Below are 18,525 nucleotides of genomic sequence, written 5' to 3'. Positions count from 1 at the left end.
AAACCTTCAGCCACATCCGGCGAGGCTAGATTATGAAACAGAATCAAGGCATCCTCAGCAGCATAGCGCTCTGCCACTTGAGCATCCTGCAAGGGAGCCGGCGAGTCATGATTCCCATCAATGTAAATTAAAGACCAGCGACGATCCTCTTGCTGGGCAATCTCCTCCACCTTCCCTGGGCTGTAGCCAGGGTAGAGATTGACATTAGAGCGAACTCCAGCCAAGCGGAGAGAATAGTTCACGCTCTCATGAGCTATTGGATTTTCCAGAATAGGATCGATAGCATCGAGAATAACCCCGCCTGCTGCCAAGTGAGCAGTTGACCAACCTAACCAACACCCAATCTCCAAAGCGTTTTTTCCTTGTAGCTTAAGGGCAGTGTTATAAAGAATGTGGGCTTCATCTCGACTGACAAAGCCAATACCAGGCTTGCGTTGATCTGCGTACCAAAGATGTGGAACTTCTTTCCGTAGATAAGGCCAGGGGTGAGAGCTTGGCTCGGCCGCAATCATTAAAGGAAAGCTATGGTCAAGATGTATTCTTCTTCTGAGGTTAGGCGATACGTAGTCGTACCTCCTAGCTGGGTTAGCTACTGGGCCTGGATACCGAAGGCTGACTTCAACCTTAAAGCCCTCAGTTGTAAGTGCAATGTGAGTTGGTGCTAGCTTAGCATCACCTGCAAGATGCATGATCCCTATTGGATTGTGGGGTGGAAAACAATCTACCCAGAGCTTCCTTTGTGGATCCCATAGAGGCAGTTTTTGGTGGCAAGCCCAATGACAGTGTGAAGGCAGTAGTTCAACAATATCTATTCCACAATCCCTATAGATCGTCGCATTTAGAGCGTGCTTCTCTCCGTAGTAAGGCTTATCAAGGCCTCTAAAAACGCGAGATAGATTTGAAATACATTGACCTAGTCTATACTTCCATCTTGACCAAACGAAAGAGTCACTGCGTCCAGAGATTGCACCGGTGTTTAGGACTGGCATCAGGTGCAGGTTGCTATGCTCTGGAGTGCAGTCCGTGAGATGGAAGTAGTCCCAGTATTTTGCAAAAAGAAAACTTACGTGAAGAGAAACCGAAGGAGTAAAGAGAGTATTTAACGGCTCAATAGCGATTGCAAAGCCTTTGCGCCTAGCTCCTAGGATAAAAAGCTCGATTGCAGACCAATCTTGTACCCAGGTATCTGCATCAAGCCAGATGTAAACTTCATAGCCTGGAAAGTAATCAGCAATGAAAGGTCTACACAACTGCGCCTTAAGATAGCCGGGCTGCCTATCAATATCAGGAATGTCATAAGTCCACCCTGGCTCAACGATATAATCAACATGCTGACTTATCCACTTTAGCTGCTCGGGTGTACAACCCACATCGAGAAACGCAATATCTACAGAGCTTCCCTGCGGCTTCTCTCGTATAGAGAGAATAGTCCCCTGAACTAACTCAAAAAACTTGCTGTCAGCACCTGTAACGATGATAGTTGAGTTCATAGCTCCTAATTTTCCTCCAACAACAATCTTAGCCATCAGGAAGAAAAAACAAGGGCATGCCCCCAGGCAGAAAGTAGGTGCCTATAACACAGGCAACCTCTGGACAGCTAGCCGCAGGCCTTGAGGAAAGCGCTCGTGCTTCAGAGGATAGCGATAGTTCAGTTGGGGAATCAGCCTCTCCCATTGATGGGGGTTCAACCCAGCCACTACAGAAGAGAATGGCTCTCTGCCTAGCTCCAGCCCTACTTCCATGAGCTTGAGGACTACGTTGCCCGCAGCTATCTCCAGGGTTCGATTAGCCACTTGCGGATCCGGGTCTCCCAGGAAGATCAGGGCATAGTCTTCTGGGTTGGGGCTACGTAGAATTGACTCCAACAGAACCTCCAACTCTTGCACAAGCTGCTCTGTCTCCATCTCCCAGTAGGGGAAAAGACCCACGTTAATCTTGCTTAGACGGATCCCTTCTGGTTTGAAGGTTTGTATCGAACCATCTGTAATTACCAGCCAGTTCTCAGAGGGACTTAACCATACAGCACTAGGCCAACCCTGCACCTCTGCGCTATCTGGCTTCCAGCCATATGGCTCAGCTACACTGTGTAGCCGGAAGAAAACTCCAAGCTCCTGCTCAAAGTCATGGACAGCCTTTGCACACCCTTGCCAGTCTTGATAGTCATCGACCTGGATAAACCCTCTGGGATGAACTTGATGATAGAGATGACGCAAAATATCCATCGTTGACTGATACCATTCAGCATCTGCATGCAGCAGAGCAACCTCGCTCACTTGCTCTCGATAGGCAGGCAAGGTGTCGGCAAACAGCCCCGGCACAGGAACAATGAGATCCCAAACTCCCAGTTCCTTGGCAATCACCTCTAAGTTCTCCGAAATGGGTGCCGCTAAAGCACCGGATCCACAACCCGTATCGTTGGCAGCAACTCCTCGATAATCTCGATCCACCTCTGTTGGATCAGGCATACCTGAGAAGGTATCGAAAGCATATAGCTTGCGAGGTCGACGGCTGTAGTTCTTAATCACCCAGGCCAGCAAAGCTGAGCTTCCACCCCTGCAAACACCACATTCTACAAAGTTCCCAGGAATGTCTTCTTCACAAACCTGCTTAGCCAGTGAATAAAGGCTCCAAAGACGCTCAAAGAAGCTCAGCAAGGTAAAAGATTTAACTTTCTCTAGCACCCTAGACAACTCAAGGTTACAGACCGGATAGTCCTTGAGGTGCTCTGGCAATGTCCAATTCACAGCAGGGTCTGGAATATGCTCAACGGGCTTGACATTGCCTCGCCAGGCCACTCCCATAATTTGCATGGTCTGGTAAATCATCGTGTTCCAGCCCCTGTCTCTCAAGTAATTCAAACCTTCAGCCACATCCGGCGAGGCTAGATTATGAAACAGAATCAAGGCATCCTCAGCAGCATAGCGCTCTGCCACTTGAGCATCCTGCAAGGGGGCTGGTGAGTCATGATTCCCATCGATGAAAATCAGAGACCAGCGACGATCCTCTTGCTGGGCAATCTCCTCCACCTTCCCTGGGCTATAGCCAGGGTAGAGATTGACGTTGGAGCGAACTCCAGCTGAGCGGAGAGACTGATCAACGCTTGCGTAGACCTGAGGATCAGCCAGAGCAGGGTCCACCACATCAAGGGCAACTCCTCCTGCTGCCAAGTGAGCGGTTGACCAGCCTAGCCAGCAGCCAATTTCTAGGGCGTTTTTTCCTTGTAGCTCAAGGGCAGTATTGTACAGAATATGAGCCTCGTCTCGACTAACAAAGCCGATAGTAGGTTGACGCAAATCCGCAGTCCAAAGGTGAGGAACTTCTTTCCGTAGATAAGGCCAGGGATGAGGCCCTGGATCGATAGCAGTCATTAGAGGGAAGCTGTAGTCGAGATATATTTTCTTTTGATTAGCTGATACATAGTCATACCTTCTGATTGGAGAAGAATGGCTTCTAGGATACCAAAGACTGGCTTCAACTTTGAAGCCATCGGTAGTATGAGCTACATGAGTTTTTCTATCCTTATCTTTATAGGTAATGTGTAGAATCCCTAAAGGGATGTAAGGCTTCCAAGGCTCAACCCAGAGCTTTCTTCTTGGATCCCATAGAGGTAGTTTACTATGAACTGTCCAGTTACAAGACAATGGTAAAATTTGAACGTTATCTATCCCTAAGTCATTATGAATAGCCAGGTTTAGAGAATACTGATCTGGAGGTGAGAGTAGATCGAGGCTCATAGAGATAGCTTGGCTCAGTCTGTTTTTCCATGCTACCCAGTGAATACCGGAATTACTTCCAGAGAATACACCAGCATTTAGAATCGGTCTTATGTATAGGTGGTTATATACATTTCCAAAGTCATGTACATGTCCAAAGCACCTGATGTATCCCGAGAGGTGAAAAGCTTGATGCGAAAATGGATAGGGATCGAAGAGAGTATTTAGCAACTCAGGAACAACTGCAAGGTTTTTGTATCTTGCTCCCAGGGTAAGAAGCTCAATTGCAGACCAGTCTTGCACCCAAGCATCTGCATCAATCCAAATATAAACTTCATAGCCTGGAAAGTATTCAGGAAGGAAAGGCCTACAAACTAGTGCCTTGAGATACTTGGGTTGTCTATCAATGTCGGGAATATCATAGTTCCAATCTGGCTCAACAATGTGGTCAACATACTGACTTATCCACTGCAACTGATCCAGTGTGCAACCTACATCAAAAAATCCAATATCTACAGAGTGCCCCTGAGGTTTCTCTCGGATGGAGAGAATAGTCCCCTGAACCAATTCAAAAAACTTGCTGTCAGCAGCCGTAACGATAATGGTTGAGTTCATAACCTTAAGTCTCCTCTCCAAGACTTGAATTGTTGTCGACAAAGCAAGCCCTGCTTAGATAGCAAAGGACTCCTCTTTGGCCTGCTACAACTTCTCCCTGCCAGAGGAGATGGGTAGGGTCCAACATCTGATCAATCTGTTTGCGGTCTTGCTCAGAAGTAAACTCCACGTAAATCACCTTGATGTCTTTGAGCTGCTCTTGCAGGCTGGTCAACACCTCCACCTCATTCCCGCCTGTAGCCACCCTGAGCACATCGATGGGCTCCAAACCCAACTCCTTGAGGGCTGCCCTGGCTTCCCGGAAAGGGAGCACCTGCTCCACTCCCCACTTCGCTTGAGGATCCTCCGGCCAGAGCCGACAAGTTCTGCAGCTATTCTGCCCCGCCAGCCCCACTGGATGCACAAAGCAGTTGCCCAGGCCAAGAGCATTCTGCTGCAGCAGGTGCAAGGCCAAGGGATCCACCTCAAAACAATGAATGGCCGCCTCAGGGCAGAAACCCCGAAAACAAACGCTACCAAGGCCTACCCCAGCTCCGATGTCGATAACCGTCTGCACCTGACTAGACAGAAACACAGGAAAGTTAAGATATGTCCTCTCGTAAAAAACGGTGTCTGGGTAGAGCCTTACCGAAAGCCTGAGTTTGCCAAAGTCAAAGCCAGTCAACACTGCTGCTTCCGTTAACTTACTGGCATTGGCCAAAAGAAGTTGGTGGTCCTCTGCCAAGACAAAAGCAAAGTTAGCCCTCAAAGGCTGCCCCAGCCGCTGCAAGTCCTCAGCTGTGCACACCACCGCATCAAAGCTGGGCCAACTGGCTGGCTCCCCTCTCACCTCATGAACTCGCTCGGGCACTCCCTTCTGCTGCAGCAGACCACAGGGATCCCCAAACCCCTCTTCCACATACAGCTCCAGCCGCGGCAAGTCCAGCAAGTCCGCGGCTATCACCCCAGGACAGCCTCGGCCAACAAATACCCTCAGTCGCTCCTGCACGCGATGCAGCTCTTGAATGGGCTCGTAGATTCCTAGTCGTGTGTCTATCCAGGCAGAGCTGGCCGTGCTGACAAAGTAGCGCACATCAGAGCGGGGCGAGTAACGAAAGGGCTCCGGCAGCTCTCCCCCAAACACCCAGTCCAGCAGGTTCTGAATGCGGTGGCGGGGATGCCAGTGTTGGTCGAAAGTGTGATAAGCGCGGCGGGCAATTTGAATGGCTTCTTGGGGATGGTCTAGGTAGTAGCGAACTTTTTCCAGGAGTTCGGCTTCGGAGTTGTAGGTGTCGCAGTAGGTGCCGGGCGCCAAAAGTTCGTCCAATCCTGAGGCGAAGGAGAGCTGGTCGGTAAGCAGAAAGCCACCCGCAGAAATCACTTCCAGGTTCCTTAAGTTCAGATCCCCATTTTGGCTGCAGTTGAAAGAGATTAACGAGCCACCAAATATTAGTTGAGGGTTGTGGACTCGAGTCTTTATAAGTAGAGGTAGACCCAGTTTTTTCAAGGACATGATCAACTTAAGACGTCTGTAATGATAAGAGTTAAAATTAAGGTTACCCACAAACGCAACTCTAATTTCTTTCTTTTCTATCCAACTGGAGCTGGTGAGACAAGCGGAAATGAAAGGCAGCCAAGCTAGCCTTTGAACTCCTGCTGCTGCGAACCAGTGGAGGTGCTGTCGGTCATAGGCGGTGGCAATATAATCAAAGGCTTCAGTGGCCCAGTAAGTTAGAAGGTGGGTGATAGGGAGCACATGATGATGCGTATCTCCGGCTAGCAAGACAGTTGGGCAGCCAAATTTTTTCGTGTTGAAAGGACTAGTCAGATCAACACTCGATGTCCAGACAATCACCAAGTCAAATTCTTTGTCTTCGACTTGATCTGAATACTGGACAAATTCATAGAGGTCAAAGTCTTTGTCAGGACACTCAACTAAGCTTTTTGGAACACTAAAAAAATCGAATATCTGTCTTCTAACCTTTCCTTTCGGACATAGAGTTACTTGACGCTCTGAAAGAGTGAGAGGTGGGACATAATCAGGTGGAGTCATCCAAACTAGTAGAACTCGAGGATTCATCAGTCTCAGAGCTTCCTAAAGATTGCCTTCTAAAGATTACCACTGCTTTCGTAGAATATGCATCTATTCAGATAACATAAGCACCCGTAGTTACCCTGAGAAACTTCCTCCTGCCAGAGGAGATGAGAGGGATCCAACATCTGGTCAATCTGCTTGCGGTCTTGCTCAGAGGTAAACTCCACGTAAATCACCTTGATGTCTTTGAGCTGCTCTTGCAAGCTGGTCAACACCTCCACCTCATCTCCACCTGTAGCCACCCTGAGCACATCGATGAACTCCAGACCCAGCTCCTTGAGAGCTGCCCTGGCTTCCCGGAAAGGGAGCAGCTGCTCCACTCCCCACTCGGCCTGAGGATCCTCCGGCCAGAGGCGACGGGTTCTGCAGCTATCCTGCCCCGCTAGCCCCACCGGATGCACAAAGCAGTTGCCCAGGCCAAGAGCATTCTGCTGCAGCAGGTGCAAGGCCAAGGGATCCACCTCAAAACAATGAATGGCCGCCTCAGGGTGAAAAGTCCTGAAACAAGCGCTGGCCACACCTACCCCGGCCCTCACATCCACGACAACCTTGACATCAGGAAGAATGGAAGCCGCAGGCTGATAGATGCGGCTCAGGCTGGCTACTGTCCCTTCATACTCAAGGCCTTCGTACCCCCGCAACCAAGCTGACGGAGCAGAGCTGCCCTTTTGGATTAAGTCAATGAGAAAAGTTTCTGTTATGTTCCCCGCATTGGCAAAGAGGAGCTGGGTATCTTCTCCCGGAATGAAAGCAAAGCTGGCCCTCAAAGGCTGCCCCAGCCGCTGCAAGTCCTGAGCTGTGCACACCACCGCATCAAAGCTAGGCCAACTGCTCGGCTCCCCCCTCACCTCATGAACTCGCTCGGGCACTCCCTTCTGCTGCAGCAGGGCACAGGGATCCCCAAACCCCTCTTCCACATACAGCTCCAGCCGCGGCAGGTCCAGCAAGTCTGCTGCTATCACTTCCGGACAGCCGCAACTATAGCCAATAAGGATTTGAGGGGTGGCTGGAGAGCATGACTCTAGTCAATAATAAGCTCAACTATACTGAAAATAATGTATAATATGTTCAGTACGGATTACTACCAGTTGATCTTTCTGTTTACTTTCGAGTCTGCCAACATGGTAGCCAAAGCAAAGCAGAAAATTGGTAGTAAGACGACACGGAAACTGCGCTTTGGGTATTCTACTCAAAGCTTTGCGGGATACCGCCATTCTGTTTGGACTCCGTCCCGCTAACGCGAATGGAAACAAACAGAATGCTATCGCTGCATAGTTGAACAGTGATGTTCAGCAGTGTTCAGCGTAAATGTATCAGATACTGAATACCGAGTTTGAAGAGGACATCTGTGTTGATTCTGGACAATGTCCTGATTCAAAGGCCTACAGCCTGCTTTCGGGAACGGACGCTATCTTACTGGCTAGCGTCTCATTGTTGTTTGAATTGACCATCAACTGCCTCCCAAACCCTCTGCGCCGCTCAACCCTCATCCCCTGCCCCTCTCCCAGAGGGAGAAGGGAGTAGCAAGGATAAGGGCAACCTAAACCAAATCCGCTGCCACCCGGTGGGCGCAGGCAAAGCCAGAGAAGGCAACGGCATTGAGCCCTTGGCCGGGGAAGGTGCTATCCCCCACGCAGTACAAGTTGGGGATGGCGGTGCGATTGAAGGGCATGCCCAGCAAGCCCCAGGGATCCGGGCTGGGGATAGGCCCATAGGTGCCGTTGCTGCGGCTCAAAAAGCGGCGGTGGGTGCGGGGGGTGCCTATCTCCTTCAGTTCAATGTGGGATCCCAGTTGAGGCCAAAGGGCCTCCAGGCGGCGGATAAGCCGGTCGGCGGCTTGCTGTTTCTGGGTCTGGTACTGGCTTGGGCTTAACCCTTGCCAGGTAGATATCCAACTGGGGGTAAAGGCATGAACAATGTGGCGGCCTGGGGGAGCCAGGTCGGGATCCAACAGGGTGGGGACGGAGACGAAAAGGGTGCCCTGCTCAGCCTCCATCTGATCCCAGTCTTCCAGGAGAATGTGGTGACAATGGCATTCGCCGGCCAGGGCCTCGGCCCGCACCCCCAGGTGCAAGCTCAAGAAGCTGGGGGATTGCTGGTAGCGTTTTTGCCACTGCCGCTCCGCCCTGGGCAGGGATCCCGGCCATAGGCGCTCAAAGGTGTCCCAGCGGGTGGCATTGGAGATGATTGTGCGGGCAAAGAGCTTTTCCCCGCTGGCCAGTTCTACGCCCACCGCCCGACCTCTTTCTTCCAGGATCCGCCGCACGGGTGCTTTGTAGCGGATCTGCCCGCCATGGGCCTCTAGTCCCTGGGCCAGCTTTTGGGCGATCTGCCCCACCCCCCCTCTGGGATAGTTGACACCGCCGTAGTGTCGGTCACAAAACACCATCCCGGCATTGATGATGGGCGTGCGATCCGCCGGCACCACCGACCAGCAGTAGCACTCCATATCCACAAAGCGCAGCAAATCCGGATCCCGCAGACAGCGCCGCGCTACCTGGCCCACATTCACCGGCAAATAGCGCGCCAAGGTCAGGCAGCCGAGGGGATTGCTCACAAAAGAACGAAATAGATAGCCCCACTCCTCCAGCGAGAGCAGCTCCATGGCGTTGAGGCTGTTGAAGATGGGCCACAGGCTATCGTAGAACCGGCGAATGCCGGCGGCTTCCCGGGGAAAGTAGCCGGATAGCTCCTGCAAAAACTGCTCGTAATCCCGGTGTACCCGTGGATTGAGCCCCTTGGGCAGGTGGTAGGCAATCTGCACCGGATCGGGGATAGAGTCTATGGACTGGCCCACCGCTGCCAAAGCCCGTGTCAGCAAGTTGGTGGTGCCTTGGGTGCCCAATCCAAAGATCATGGAAGCGCCCACGTCAAAGCGGTAGATCCCGTTGCCTAAGGGATCCGGACGCTCAAAATAGCCGGCACTGCCCCCTGGAATGAGGTATTTTTCCAGCACCAGCACACGGTATCCTTTGGCAGCCAACTGGCTGGCCGCGACCAATCCCCCGATCCCCGCACCGATGACGATGGCATCCCAAGCAGGGGAAGGGGTGTACAGAGCCTGCAAGAGGGTCTGAGAAGGCAAAGTTGAGGTCAAGGGATCCCTCTGGAAACTCAAACGCAAGATCAGTATCTTTACCGTACCAGAGGTTCTAGGGTTTCCCCATGAGTTGAGCTCCCCTGGGAATGAGTTTGCCCAGATCTGCAAGATCCCCAAATAGAGATTGTGGCGCGGGCTACGGAACCGAATTCACGAATTTGCTATACAGAATCCGGTCACACGACACAGATGGTTTTGCCATGTTGGTGACCCAGCATCCTGTCTTTCGGCGCTTTTGGTACCCGGTGATGCCCCTCAGCCGATTGGAGCAGGGATCCCCGCAACCTTTCGAGCTGCTGGGGGAAAAGATCGTCCTTTGGCTGGACAAAGCCGGACAGCCCCAGGCAGCCGCAGATCGCTGCTGTCATCGGTCGGCGCAATTGTCCAAGGGAATCGTCTGTGATGACCATATCCGCTGCCCCTACCATGGGTGGGAGTTCGATGGCACGGGAGCCTGTGTCAAGGTGCCGCAACTGCCGGATCAGGCCCGCATCCCAGAGAGCTACCGCATTCCCGCCTATCTCTGCCAGGCCCGCTATGGCTATGCTTGGGTGTGCTTGCATCCCCAGCCTCTACGGGGGATCCCGGTCATCCCAGAAGCCGAGGATCCCAGTTACCGGCTCATCCACGAGTTCTACGAACGCTGGGAATGTGCCAGCTTGCGCATCTGCGAGAACGAGTTCGATGCCGCCCACATCAGCTTTGTACACCAGAACACCTTTGGCAGTATGGAAGACTTGGTACCCAGCCACTTCGAGGTCGAGGAGCTGGACTACGGGATCCGCACCCGCACAGTGCTCGGTGTAGCCAACCCAGAGCTACAACAAAAAAACCTGGGCATTGCTGCCGCCAAAACCGAGCGCACCACCACTTCCACCTGGCATTTGCCCTTCACCAACCACCTTCACATCCGCTACCCCAATGGCCGCAGCCATGTCATCGTCAACATCCCCACCCCCATCAACGACCGAGCCTCCCAAGTGGTGCAGTTTTGTTTGCGCAACGACACCGAAGCCGATACCCCAGCCGCCGAGGTTATCCGCTTTGACCGGGCTGTAACTTTGGAAGACAAAGCCATTTTGGAGACCACGGATCCCGACGTGCCCCTCACCCTCAGCGCCGAGCAGCACATGCTCACCGATAAGCCCGGGATCCTGATGCGCAAGCAATTGGCGGCTCTGCTCAAAGCCCACAGCAGCTCCTCAAACCAGATTTTCTAGGCTGCGGGTGCCAACATACCGGCTGTAGGCGTAGATCAACCCCAGGGTGAGGCCGGTAACCAAAAAGCTGAGGGCCGCCCCGAAAGGGTAGTCCAGGCTAGAGCCAAACTGCAACTGAATCACATTCCCGATCAACAGCGTTTTGCTGCCCCCCAACAGATCCGGCACTACGAACATGCCGAAAGCCGGGATCCCCACCAGAATGAGGCCCGCCGCCAGTCCAGGCAAGGTCTGGGGCAGAAGCACCCACCAAAAGACCTGCCAACCCTTGGCATAGAGATCCCGTGCCGCTTCCGCCAGCCGCCAATCGATGCGCTCCACCGCCGTGTACAGGGGCAAGACCATGTAGGGCAAAAACGTGTAGACCATGCCCAGATAAACCGCCAGCCAACTGGGATACAGAGCCGTTTGCGGTGGGATCCAGCCCAGCCAGGCCGCCAAGCGAGCCGGCCACCCTTCCGGGGCCAGCACCACCATCCAGGCATAGGTGCGGATCACCAGGTTCGTCCAAAAGGGCACCACCACCAAGGTGAGCAACAGATTCCGTTGTCGGGGTGGGTGGGCGGCAATGAAGAAAGCCAATGGGTAGGCCAGCAGCACGCAAAAAAAGGTGGTCACCCCCGCCACCAGCAGGCTGCGGCCCAAGATCTGCCAGTAGATGGGCGTCCATCCCAAGGGGCCAAAGCCGAGAATGCGCAGATAGTTCTCCAGGGTCAGGGGCAGTTGAATCTGGCCAAACTCCCCGCGGCTGAGAAAGCTGCACACCAACAGCAACAGCCCCGGCAGCACCAGAAAAAACATCACCCACAGCACCCCTGGCCCAGCAAAAATTAGGCTGCGCCCCAACTCCTGCCAAGGGGTGAGCAGCTCCCCAAATCGCACCTGGGCTTGGCCAGGGATCCACTTGCCCACAGGAGATGGCAGCTTCAACATCCAGTCTCCTCCTGACGGGGATCCGGTCGCAAACGGATTAGGCTTTTCGGGGGTAGGTGGGCCACCAGCGCTGCGCCGATCTCAAACCCTGCATCCTCAATATCGGTGTTGAGGGCCGTGGCCTTGAGCTGCTGACCTTGGTTTGTCCGCAACAGGTATTGGTTCTCAGCCCCAGTGTAGATGAGGTTTTCCACCCGCACCGGCACCTGGTTGGGCAGCAGATCCCAGCCGCTGCGAGAGAGCTGGATCTTTTCCGGGCGAATAGCCAATTGCACCGGTTCCGAGCTGGCCGGGATCCCCAAGACCTTCAGCTTTCCCAAGGGCGTATCCACACAGTCCGTCCCACAGGCGATCCCCTCGATCAGGTTGCTGGCCCCTAAAAAGTCGGCTACGAAGGCCGTCGCCGGGCGCTCGTACACCTCATCGATAAGGCCCACTTGCTCAATGCGCCCCGCCCGCATCACCGCCACCCGGTCGCTGGTCACCAAAGCCTCTTCTTGGTCGTGGGTAACGAAAATAAAGGTCATGCCCAGGCGGCGCTGCAACTCGCACAACTGCACCTGAAGCTGCTTGCGCAACTTGGCATCCAAGGCCGACAGCGGCTCATCCAACAAGAGCACCTCCGGCTCATTCACCAAAGCCCGAGCTAAGGCCACCCGCTGCTGCTGTCCCCCCGACAGCTCATGGGGCTTCCGCTTGGCCAGAGCTGCAATCTCCACCAATTCCATAGCAGCCGCTACCCGCTTGCGCAGAGCTTCTCCCCGCACACCCCGCATGCGCAGGCCGAAGGCGATGTTGTCCTCCACCGTCATAAAAGGGAAAAGGGCATAGCTCTGAAACACCGTGTTGACGTTGCGCTTGTGGGCGGGCAGGTGGCCTACCGGGCGACCTCAAATCACCACTTCCCCAGCATCGGCCATCTCCAGGCCGGCCAGGATGCGCAGCAGGGTGGTCTTGCCGCAGCCGGAAGGGCCCAGCAGGCCGAAAAACTCCCCCCGCCGGATGTTCAGCTCAATGCCATTGAGAGCCACAAAATCGCCAAAACGCTTGTGGAGGCCGGTTACTTCCACATCCCAGTCGGGATCCCGGAGGGTAGAAATACTGGAGATGACACCCGCGATCACAGTTGACAGCGCTGACAAACCTATCGAACTCAGTATGCAGGTCTCCGGGAAGATTGCAGTTGTCCTCCACACCCGGGGCACAAGTTCCAGGCCAAGCCCTGCAACCGGGGATCCCTGCCCACAGCCCTTCAAGATAGCAAATGTGGGGAACATTGTCGCCACGCCACCCCTGGGCAAACAGTAGCCAGAGATACGGGCTTGAGGAACAGTCTAATTCAGGATTGGAGGGGATTTTTCTTTAGATTGAATGGGTCTTTTGCAAGGGATCCCTGGCCGTGCCCGTTCACACCCTCAAAGCCACTCCCCATACCGTCCACTTGGGCGGCTTTTCTTCCCAACTGCCCCCGGCCTTGTATGTGCAATCGGGCGATGTGGTGCAGGTGGAAACCTACTCGGGGTTCGCCCACTACGGCAAAGCGCCGGACCGTTTCTTCACGCCCGAATTCCTCGAAATTTGCCAAACCTTGCCTGCCGAGCGCCGAGTGGGGCCGGGCCCCCATCTGTTGACCGGGCCGATCTACGTTGAGGGAGCTGAACCTGGAGATGTGCTGGAAGTGCGCTTGCAAGCGATCACCCCCCGCTTGCCCATCGGTTTCAATGCCATCCGTCCCGGATGGGGGGCTTTGCCCGGAGAATTTGATCAGCCGCGACTGCGCTTCATCGACCTAGATATAGACCAGGGGGTAGCGGAATTTCCTCCCGGCAGCGGCATCCGCGTCCCCATTCGCCCCTTCTTTGGCATCTTGGGGGTGGCGACCGAGGAAACCAGCCGCAGCTCTATCCCCCCCGGCAACTATGGTGGCAACATCGACAACCGCCAATTGCAGGCGGGATCCCGAGTTTTTTTGCCGGTCTTTGTGCCCGGTGCCCTTTTTTCGGTGGGGGATGGCCACTCCGCTCAAGGGGACGGAGAAGTTGATGTAACGGCCATTGAAACTTCCATGAATGGCACTTTGCAGTTGATCCTGCGCAAAGATCTGCCGCTCGAGGCACCGCTGGCGGAAACCCCGACCGATTTCATTACCATGGGCTTTGCCGAGGATCTGGATGCGGCCTTTGAGCTTGCCCTAAGGCGGATGATCGATTTTCTGCATCGGTTTGTCGGCATTGGGCGAGAGGAAGCCTATGTGCTTTGCAGCATTGCTGTCCACTTCCACATCACGCAGGTGGTGAACAGCCCCATGAAAGGTGTGCATGGGTTGCTGCCAAAACAGATCCTGCCCCGCCCTACCCTGATCTAATCGGATCTAATCGCGTCAGCGGGGCGGAGTCCTTACTGCTCCCATTACTGCTCCCAATAAGTATCGGCGATGGGATCCGCAGGTGTCGCGGGCTCCTGCATTGGCCAGACCCAATCCGTGAGGTCTTGAGAGGGGATCCCTTCCGGTAGCAGCCCATGGCAGCGGGAGCGAAACAGACAACTGTTGCAGCGCTCAGTGTGGGGGGTCATGGGAAAGTCTTGCGCCTCCAGTTGCCGCAGACGCTCTAGAGTGGCTTTTAGGTGGGCCAGATCCTGCTCGTAGGCGGCGGCGCTGTAATACCGGTGGAAAGGCTGCTGCGGATGTTGCACATACCAAAAGGTCAGTTGCACCTGCTCTGGCTCAAAAGGGCCTTCCAGGGGCAACTGCTGAGCTACCTCGCAGAGCAACAGAGGGTAGAGGCGCACCTGCCAATCTTGGGCAAGCTGCCGGTCGGGCGGGCGTTGGCGCTCGGTCTTCCAATCCACAATGTGCAGGGATCCGGGGATAATCACCAGCCGATCCAAACGGGCTATCAACTTAAAGCCCTCAATCCGTTGCCACAGGGGCAACTCCGCCAACACCCGTCCCTGGGGATGGGCATGGGGACTGGCCAAAAACACCTGCCACCACTGCTGCACCCCTTCATCCAGGCCGGACAAACGCGGCTCCACCTGCCGCCCGCGGCTGTGCCACTCCACCAAACGGTGAAACTGCCGTCCGCGCCTCTGCTCCAGCTCGTGCTCAAAAACACTGGCAGCGGGCCAGATCAACCGCTCCAGGTACACATAGCGAAACAGGCGGGGGCAATGGTCCAGCAGGGCCAGTGAAGAGGCGGAGAGGTTGACCTGCTCAAAACTCAACCTCTCCAGAGAAGGGGCAGCAGGGATCCCAGACAAAGTGCTCCGCACCGCTGTCGCGAAGGGGAAGAGCTGGCAAGAGGGGGCTAAGTTCCACTGCTCTCAGGATACCCCCACCGCCACCAGGGGTCGCCCAGCGGAGGAGCATGACTCTAGTCAATAATAAGCTCAACTATACTGAAAATAATGTATAATATGTTCAGTACGGATTACTACCAGTTGATCTTTCTGTTTACTTTCGAGTCTGCCAACATGGTAGCCAAAGCAAAGCAGAAAATTGGTAGTAAGACGACACGGAGACTGCGCTTTGGGTATTCTACTCAAAGCTTTGCGGGATACCGCCATTCTGTTCGGACTCCGTCCCGCTGACGCGAATGGAAACAAACAGAATGCTATCGCTGCATAGTTGAACAGTGATGTTCAGCAGTGTTCAGCGTAAATGTATCAGCTCATTTCCAACCTGCTCCAAATTTCCATCCTGCTGCTCCGCAACGCTTGCGCAGAAGGGCGTGGGCGGGATCTGGACTGCAACCGCCCGCTGGAGCTGGGATCCCTGTCGGGATGGCTAGACCCGGAACCGTCTGTGGTTGCGCTAGGTTCCCACCGGACTTGCCCAGACCCAGATGGCGACCATCCCATCCCAAAGCAACAGAAGCAGAGCAAAACATCCTAGGAGCCCGTACATCCAAGGCTGAACGTAGGGGCGCAGCCCGCCAATCTCCAGTTGAGCGTGCCGTCGAATCTCAGCCAACAGCTGCTTGAACCTGGTCACCCGCATCGGCAAAAGTACGCGATCCCCCCCTCGGCTGACCAAGTAATACACCATACCACCCTGGCTGGTGGAGCGGGGCTCAATGCGCTCGATATCGGCCCACCGGATCTGCCACTCCTGCCGCACAAAAGGCGGCACCCAACTGGGGTAGGTGGCCTGCATGCCCTCTTCGTCCAACTGAATCTGCTGGCTCAGGGATCCCAGGACTACCCCCCATCCCAGCAGCAGAGCAATCCAAAGGGATCCCAGCTCAAGAGGTGTTGCCTGTTGCCGAGCCAGCAGGATGGGTAGGGGCAGAACCAGTCCCCAGTACAGAGCCTGCACAGCGCAGCGAATTAAGGGGGAGATGGGGAAGGTCATCGTCGGCAAGATGAGGCTGGCTTTATCAAACTTAAGATAGCGCTAGATAGCGCTTAAAAAGGCACCTCCTCCTCCAAGGACTCCGTCCCGCTGAGGCGAACGGCAAGCTGAGAAGACTGCTCACGCCGGTAGGACGGATTCCTTACTGCATTGGGAAAGTCTACGGGATGAGGACTCCGCCCCGCTGACGCGGACGGCTCTGCTCCTGTTGGCGAGCCGTAGGTCTCACCGGAGAGCAGGTCAGGGGATCCCTCGGCTTCTATAGCCTCTATTGAGGAGAGCTCTTCCGTGGATCCCGTCACGTCAGACTCCAACACCCCTTCCAAATCCACCAAGCTGCCGTTGAAGTGGTCGGCAAAACGGCGGGCAATCTCCGCCAGCTCCTGGGTTAGCTCGAAGGACTGCCCACCGTGCAGGGTGTCGCGGCGCTCTGCACGACTTGGAGAATCGGTCGCGACAGCGGTGCGGAGCACTTTGTTCGCACCGGCAGGAAAAAGTCCTTGGGTTGCCAAGCCGGCCACCTTGGGGCCACCCATAGGATTGTCCCGCTCAGGCTCTGGCGAAGGTGGGCTGGAGTCAGAAGGGGAATGTTGCTGTCGCCGGGCAAGGCCGTGGCTCTGCGGTTCTGCTCTGGGCTCCCTTGAGGAAGCACGACTGTTGGTGCTATCGCTCTGCAACCCCGGCGTGGTGACAGGATCCGGGGCCACGGGGGCGGGGGGCAGGTCTTTTTCTCGGCTGGGCAATGCCGAGGACTCCGTCCCACTGACGCGAATGGAAACATCCGGCCCCCGCTGCACAATCAAGTTGAGCTGCACAGGGCGCTGCAGCAGGTTGTGGAGCACCGACCGCAGTTCGGCTTCTTTGCTGCGCACTTTTTCCACCAGACCCTTGCTGGGAAAGGCGAGGGTAATTGCTTCAGGAGTCTCTTGGTGCAGGTGGCCGGATCCCATCAGAGCCTTGGTGAGGGGAGAGAGGCGCTTGAGGAACTCGTCCCAGTGGGGGCGCAGCAGCTTGACTGTGGCGGCGTCCCTTGCCGGTTCTCTGGGCTGCTCCGAGGACTCCGTCCGAGTAGCGCGATCTGCCTTCTGGCTCGACGCAACAGCAGGGGAGGCTGAAGGCCCAACAGTTAATTCATCTATCTCACCAACAGTTGATGGGCTTGATGGGCTGATGGTCGCAGCAGGGGCCGGAGGGGCTGTCCCGTCCGGGGGAGTCATCTGGGGTGCAGGAGATAGGTCAAGGGCTGGGGAAGGACTCTGTCCTGCTGACGCGAACGGTTCTTTATCCTCGGCCACCATGCTTGGGCGCAGCTGGCCCAGCAGATCCACTAGGGCAATTTCCAACCACAGTTGGGGCTGTCCGCTTTGACGAATTTGCGGCTCACACTGGCGCAGATGGCTCTGGGCTGCCAGCAGTATCTCCACCGAGTAGCGAGGGGCCCGTTGCTGCAGGGCTGCCCAGGTGGAGTCCGTTACAGCCACCAACTCCCGTTGCCGGGGGGCTGTCTTGACCAGCAGCAGATCCCGGTAAAGGGCCACCAAGTTCTGCAACAGGGCTAAGGGCTCTTTGCCCCGCTCCAACAATTGCCGAGTTTGGCTGAGCACCGCCTGCACATCCTGAGCCAGCAGCGCATCCATCAGAGCCAAAAGCTGCTGTTCCGGGATCCCGCCCACCAAGTCCCAAACCGCCTCCGGGGTGATGGATCCTTCCAAGAGGCTGAGCTGGTCCAGCAGGCGTTCGGCGTCCCTCAGGCCCCCTTGGGAAAGTTGGGCCACCAGTTGCAGCGCCTCCGGCGTGATAGGGATCCCTTCTTGGGCGGCGATCTTGCCCAGGTGGGCCACCATGTCGTCGAGGGGGATGCGGCGGAAGTCAAACCGCTGACAGCGGGAAACAATGGTGGGCAAAACCCGCTGCGGGTCAGTGGTGGCCAGGACAAATACCACGCGGGGGGGCGGCTCTTCAAGAGTTTTCAGCAAGGCGTTGAAGGCCGCATTGCTGAGCATGTGGCACTCGTCGATGACATAGACTTTGTAGCGGCTGTTCACCGGGGCAAACTGGGCCCGCTCGATCAGCTCGCGGATGTTGTCTACGCCGGTGTTGCTGGCCGCGTCAATCTCGAGAACATCCAGGGAGGCTCCCGCAGTGATGGCGCGGCATTGGCTGCACGCCTGGCAGGGATCCGGCGTCGGCCCCTGTTCACAATTCAAAGACTTGGCCAAGATGCGGGCGCTGGAGGTTTTTCCCGTGCCCCGCGGCCCGCAGAACAAATAGGCAGGCGCCACCCGCCCCAGCCGGATGGCATTGGCCAGCGTTTGCACCACCGCTCCTTGGCCGACCACATCGGCAAAGCGCTGCGGGCGGTATTTTAAATGCAGGGGTTCATAGTTGCCAGCGGTGGCCATTTCCGGGATCTCCAAGCAAGCAGCGCCCCAACCGGAACCGCGCAAGAGCTCTGCTCTGCTGACGCGATCCCACCGGGGCTCCCCTATTCTGGCTTCTCGATGGCGGGATCCCTC

General features: G+C 55.5%; 10 protein-coding genes and 2 pseudogenes. 2 read left to right on the top strand and 10 right to left on the bottom strand.

Features of this window, described 5'->3' with window-relative positions; genetic code table 11:
- From ACVWXE_RS09380 to crtH, 5 genes and pseudogenes are all read right to left on the bottom strand, one after another.
- Positions 1–1,526, bottom strand: a 1,526-nt coding sequence (locus ACVWXE_RS09380; RefSeq protein WP_457490161.1) for a class I SAM-dependent methyltransferase, incomplete at its 3' end; no start/stop codon positions are given.
- 45 nt (positions 1,527–1,571) lie between these two features.
- Positions 1,572–4,328 carry a TylF/MycF/NovP-related O-methyltransferase gene (locus tag ACVWXE_RS09375; RefSeq protein WP_457490160.1) on the bottom strand — a complete coding sequence of 919 codons (2,757 nt, stop codon included), beginning with the start codon at positions 4,326–4,328 and terminating at the stop codon, positions 1,572–1,574.
- 4 nt (positions 4,329–4,332) lie between these two features.
- Positions 4,333–5,820 carry a glycosyltransferase family protein gene (locus ACVWXE_RS09370; protein WP_457490159.1) on the bottom strand — a complete coding sequence of 496 codons (1,488 nt, stop codon included), beginning with the start codon at positions 5,818–5,820 and terminating at the stop codon, positions 4,333–4,335.
- Between the two features lie 596 nt (positions 5,821–6,416).
- Positions 6,417–7,376, bottom strand: a pseudogene (locus ACVWXE_RS09365) (glycosyltransferase family protein); the annotation flags it as partial.
- Between the two features lie 566 nt (positions 7,377–7,942).
- A complete protein-coding gene (gene crtH / locus ACVWXE_RS09360) occupies positions 7,943–9,499 on the bottom strand; it encodes a carotenoid isomerase (protein WP_457490158.1) in 1,557 nt (518 codons plus the stop codon).
- Between the two features lie 203 nt (positions 9,500–9,702).
- Between crtH and ACVWXE_RS09355 the strand changes: the two genes are divergently transcribed.
- A complete protein-coding gene (locus ACVWXE_RS09355) occupies positions 9,703–10,722 on the top strand; it encodes an aromatic ring-hydroxylating dioxygenase subunit alpha (protein ID WP_414421741.1) in 1,020 nt (339 codons plus the stop codon).
- Here the strand turns inward: ACVWXE_RS09355 and ACVWXE_RS09350 are convergent.
- Both ACVWXE_RS09350 and ACVWXE_RS09345 read right to left on the bottom strand, forming a co-directional pair.
- Complete coding sequence (locus tag ACVWXE_RS09350) at positions 10,705–11,655, bottom strand: ABC transporter permease (protein ID WP_457490157.1); 951 nt, start codon at positions 11,653–11,655, stop codon at positions 10,705–10,707. The genes ACVWXE_RS09355 and ACVWXE_RS09350 overlap by 18 nt on opposite strands.
- Positions 11,649–12,755 (bottom strand): annotated as a pseudogene (locus ACVWXE_RS09345) (ABC transporter ATP-binding protein). Before ACVWXE_RS09345 ends, ACVWXE_RS09350 begins: the two are co-directional and overlap by 7 nt.
- A gap of 299 nt (positions 12,756–13,054) precedes the next feature.
- Here ACVWXE_RS09345 and ACVWXE_RS09340 point away from each other — a divergent pair.
- Positions 13,055–14,020, top strand: a complete 966-nt coding sequence (locus ACVWXE_RS09340) for an acetamidase/formamidase family protein (RefSeq protein WP_457490156.1) — start codon at positions 13,055–13,057, stop codon at positions 14,018–14,020.
- Between the two features lie 44 nt (positions 14,021–14,064).
- On the opposite strand, the gene ACVWXE_RS09335 is transcribed toward ACVWXE_RS09340, so the two are convergent.
- From ACVWXE_RS09335 to ACVWXE_RS09325, 3 genes are all read right to left on the bottom strand, one after another.
- Positions 14,065–14,928 carry a PD-(D/E)XK nuclease family protein gene (locus ACVWXE_RS09335; protein ID WP_457490155.1) on the bottom strand — a complete coding sequence of 288 codons (864 nt, stop codon included), beginning with the start codon at positions 14,926–14,928 and terminating at the stop codon, positions 14,065–14,067.
- A 541-nt stretch (positions 14,929–15,469) separates the two neighbouring features.
- Positions 15,470–16,009 (bottom strand): hypothetical protein, encoded by a 540-nt coding sequence (locus ACVWXE_RS09330; protein WP_414331790.1) that lies wholly within the window; start codon positions 16,007–16,009, stop codon positions 15,470–15,472.
- Positions 16,010–16,062: 53 nt separating this feature from the next.
- Complete coding sequence (locus ACVWXE_RS09325) at positions 16,063–18,411, bottom strand: DNA polymerase III subunit gamma/tau (protein WP_457490165.1); 2,349 nt, start codon at positions 18,409–18,411, stop codon at positions 16,063–16,065.
- Between the last annotated feature and the right edge of the window lie 114 nt (positions 18,412–18,525).

The sequence above is a fragment of the Thermostichus sp. MS-CIW-41 genome (assembly GCF_054058915.1).
The sequence above is the reverse complement of the archived record's forward strand: the minus strand, read 5'-3'. Positions and strand labels throughout refer to the sequence as shown.

Excerpts from the sequence above, each read along its gene's own strand:
- ACVWXE_RS09330 (WP_414331790.1), bottom strand. The coding sequence starts at position 16,009 with ATGACCTTCCCCATCTCCCCCTTAATTCGCTGCGCTGTGCAGGCTCTG.
- ACVWXE_RS09375 (WP_457490160.1), bottom strand. The coding sequence starts at position 4,328 with ATGAACTCAACCATTATCGTTACGGCTGCTGACAGCAAGTTTTTTGAA.
- ACVWXE_RS09350 (WP_457490157.1), bottom strand. The coding sequence starts at position 11,655 with ATGTTGAAGCTGCCATCTCCTGTGGGCAAGTGGATCCCTGGCCAAGCC.
- ACVWXE_RS09355 (WP_414421741.1), top strand. The coding sequence starts at position 9,703 with ATGTTGGTGACCCAGCATCCTGTCTTTCGGCGCTTTTGGTACCCGGTG.
- ACVWXE_RS09370 (WP_457490159.1), bottom strand. The coding sequence starts at position 5,820 with ATGTCCTTGAAAAAACTGGGTCTACCTCTACTTATAAAGACTCGAGTC.
- ACVWXE_RS09325 (WP_457490165.1), bottom strand. The coding sequence starts at position 18,411 with ATGGCCACCGCTGGCAACTATGAACCCCTGCATTTAAAATACCGCCCG.